Origin of the sequence: Xanthomonas sp. SHU 308, assembly GCF_000364645.1 — a bacterium.
Lineage (GTDB): Bacteria > Pseudomonadota > Gammaproteobacteria > Xanthomonadales > Xanthomonadaceae > Xanthomonas_A > Xanthomonas_A sontii.
Genome location: NZ_AQOK01000452.1, coordinates 1 through 3484, shown reverse-complemented (window position 1 = coordinate 3484; position 3484 = coordinate 1). Strand labels below are relative to the sequence as shown.

General features: G+C 68.6%; 2 protein-coding genes and 1 pseudogene. 2 read left to right on the top strand and 1 reads right to left on the bottom strand.

Features of this window, described 5'->3' with window-relative positions:
* Window positions 1-424 precede the first annotated feature (424 nt).
* Both rmuC and D588_RS0114420 read left to right on the top strand, forming a co-directional pair.
* Window positions 425-2014, top strand: coding sequence for a DNA recombination protein RmuC (gene rmuC / locus D588_RS0114425; protein WP_017916485.1), 1590 nt, complete (start codon window positions 425-427; stop codon window positions 2012-2014).
* Window positions 2015-2531: 517 nt separating this feature from the next.
* Entirely contained in the window at window positions 2532-3074 is a 543-nt protein-coding gene (locus tag D588_RS0114420) for a glutathione peroxidase (protein ID WP_017909235.1), read from the top strand.
* Window positions 3075-3207: 133 nt separating this feature from the next.
* Here the strand turns inward: D588_RS0114420 and D588_RS27905 are convergent.
* A pseudogene (locus D588_RS27905) lies at window positions 3208-3484 on the bottom strand (hypothetical protein); the annotation flags it as partial.

The window sequence follows — 3484 nt, the reverse complement described above, 5'->3', positions numbered from 1 at the left end:
TGCAGGCGGAAACGGCGGGAGAACAGCGAGAACAGGAACATGACGACCTCCTTGCGGCGCGTGGCCGGCAAGGACGTCGCAGCGTGTGCGCGGCGTGCGTCTTCCGGCTCAGCGCCGGGCAGCGACCAGGCGAGGGGAACGGCGGGGAAATGCGGCGCTGATGCCGCGTCGATGCGGATCGGGGTCCATGCTCGCCTCCGGTATCAGGGGAACGGATCGCGCGGAGCGCGATGGTCTGGCGCGGTCGGATGCCGCGGTACCGCCCACTGGCCGGGCCAGGAGCGGGTGGCGCAAAGCTTGGCATGCGGCCCAGGCGTGCACCAGCCTGCATGAGGCCATGACGGCGATACCAAGGTATATCCGGTCTGGTCCCCCTGCCGGCGCGTGGCGCAGCGATTGAGACGCGGCCGGCTACACTGGCCGCATGCAGAACGATGCCCATTTCCTGATCCTCGCCGGCCTGTTGTGTGCCGTCATCGCCCTGTTGCTGGCCGTGTTGCTGCGGCGGGGCAACCACGCCGCGCTGGAGGCGGCCCTGCGCGAGGAGCAGCGCAGTGGTCGCGGCGAACTGCGCGAGCAGCTCGACAGCCTGGCGCGGCAGCAGGACGCACGCAGCGAGGGCTTCGCCCGCCACCTGGCGGATCTGTCCACCCGCACCGACCAGCGCCTGGACCTGCTGCGCGAAGCCCTCACCGAGGACGCGCGGCGCGGCCGGGTCGAGGCCGGCGCCGCACAGCAGCGCATGGCCGAGCTGCTGAGCCAGCGCCTGGTCGAGATCCGCGGCCAGCTCGACGCCTTCGGCCAGCAGCAGGACGCGCGCATGGCCCAGTTCGGCCAGCAGCAGGCCGAGCTGATCGCGCGCATCGACGCGCAGCTGGGCGCGTTGCGCGAGGCCCTGATCGAGGATGCGCGCAAGGGCCGCCAGGAAGGCGCCGACGCGCAGCAACGCTTCGCCGACACGCTCGGCCAGCGCCTGAGCGACCTGGTCCAGCGCAACGAGCAGCGCCTGGGCGAGATGCGCGGCACCCTGGAAGAGCGGTTGAAGGAACTGCAGGCCGACAACGCGGCCAAGCTCGAGCAGATGCGCGGCACCGTCGACGAAAAGCTGCAGACCACCCTCAACACGCGCCTGGATGCCTCGTTCAAGCTGGTCTCCGAACGGCTCGAGCAGGTCCAGCGCGGCCTGGGCGAGATGCAGCAGCTGGCCACCGGCGTCGGCGATCTCAAGCGCGTGCTGAGCAACGTCAAGAACCGCGGCGGCTGGGGCGAGGTGCAGCTGGAGAACATCCTCGAGCAGACCTTGACCCAGGAACAGTACGCACGCGGCGTGCGGGTGAGCCCGGAGCGCAACGAGATGGTCGACTTCGCGGTGCGCCTGCCCGGCCGCGGCCATGAGGACACGCCGGTGTGGCTGCCGATCGACGCCAAGTTCCCGCGCGAGGACTACGAGCGCCTGCTCGACGCGCAGGAGCAGGGCGATCCGGAGCTGGTGCAGGCGACAGGCGCGCAGCTGGAGCGCGCGATCCGGGTGCAGGCCAAGTCGATCGGCGACAAGTACATCGCCCCGCCGCACACCACCGACTTCGCGGTGATGTTCCTGCCCACCGAGGGCCTGTACGCCGAGACCCTGCGCCGCCCCGGCCTGGCCGACCTGCTGCAGCGCGAGCATCGCATCGTCGTCGCCGGTCCGACCACCATCACCGCCCTGCTCAACAGCCTGCAGATGGGCTTCCGCACCCTCGCCATCGAAAAGCGCTCCAGCGAAGTGTGGGGTGTGCTGGCGGCGGTGAAGAGCGAGTTCGGCAAGTTCGCCGGCATCCTGGAAAAGGCCGAGAAGCAGATCAGCACCGTCGGCAAGAGCCTGGGCGAGGCCAGCCGCAAGACCCGCACCATCGAACGCCGCCTGCGCGGCGTCGAGACCCTGGCCGATGCGCAGGCCGCGCCGCTGCTGGAACTGTCGCTGCCGCTGGAGGATGCCGAAGCGGACGAGGCGGCAGGCGACGACCGGGAGTGAGGGCTTGCGGTACAAGGCGGCCGGGGTGTCGAGGTGGAATGACTGGTCGTGGCGGTTGTGTTGGCGCGGGATGGCGTGCGACCAGCACGCGCCATGTTGGATGCAGCGCCGCGACCCAGGCGGACCAGCGCGGCCGCTTCGTACGCGCGCGCTGTACAGATGGCGCAGCATGCGGGTGTCCTGGTCTTGCCTGCAGTGTTGCTGCGATTCGACATCGTGGATGCGTTGTCGTCTCCAGGCCGCTCGCCTGCTCGTCCGCTGGCCGATACGCGCAAGAAGAGAGGCACATGTGTAGCCGCGGCTCTTGTTCCTTTTGCGGCAGTCGCGAGCAGGTTTTGCGGACGCGGCCGTCGCGGCTGAAGCCGCTCCTGCGGGATCACATGATCCGCAGCAAAAGCGGGTGTTACGAGCCTGCACAGGCTAACTGTCGGTGCGCTGAGTCACGCGGTCACGGCACTGCGCATGCCGCACCGGCAGCGACTATGCTGGCGCTCCCTTTCGATCGAGGTAATGCCCCATGTCCGAGTCGTTGACCGCCATTCCGCTGACCCGCATCGATGGCCAGCCGGCCACCCTCGCCACGTTCGAGGGCAAGGTATTGCTGATCGTCAACGTGGCCTCCAAGTGCGGCCTCACCGCGCAGTACGCGGGCCTGGAAGCGCTGTACCGCGAGAAGCAGGCCGCCGGCCTGGAAGTGCTCGGTTTCCCGGCCAACGACTTCAAGGGCCAGGAGCCGGGCAGCGAGGCGGAGATCCAGCAGTTCTGCCAGCTCACCTACGACGTGACCTTCCCGATGTTCTCCAAGATCGCGGTCACCGGCGAGGACACCCATCCGCTGTACCGCGCGCTGATCGCCGCGCAGCCGCAGACCGAGGGCGAGGGCCCGATGCGCGAGAAGCTGGCCGGCTACGGCATCGAGCCGAATCCGGCGCCGGGCGTGCTGTGGAATTTCGAGAAGTTCCTGGTTGGCCGGGACGGCCAGGTCCGCGCGCGCTTCGCCCCGGATGTCACCGCCGAGGATCCGCGCCTGCGCGCGGCGATCGACGCAGCGCTGGCGTAACGGCGCGCGGCGCCATCTGGCTGTGCTTGGACGAGCTGAAGGTGTGTTGCGGCGTCTAAGTAGTTGGTGAACGAGCCGGAGAGGTGATCGATGGCCTCGCTGTCCGGCGTCGCTTGTTGCGGCTGAACCGCTCCTACGCAAGGCGTGCAGCATCGAAACCGTTGCCGTTGCCGTTGCCGTTGCCGTTGCCGTTGCTTTGGCTGTTGCTTGGCATTAGCTGTTGCTTGGCTTTGGCTTTGGCTTTGGCTTTGGCTGTTGCCCTGGCTTTTGATTTACCGGGTTCCCTTCCGAAGCGGCGGCCATCGCGGGGAAACACCCGAAGGGCGGCGTACATGGATGTACGCCGTCCGCGGCAGGGTAGGGCTCGCCGGAAAAAGGCGAAGCACTGCTTCGCCCCGGCGGGCGGGCTG

Coding starts and splice junctions, on each gene's coding strand:
- rmuC (WP_017916485.1), top strand. CDS start 425: ATGCAGAACGATGCCCATTTCCTGATCCTCGCCGGCCTGTTGTGTGCC.
- D588_RS0114420 (WP_017909235.1), top strand. CDS start 2,532: ATGTCCGAGTCGTTGACCGCCATTCCGCTGACCCGCATCGATGGCCAG.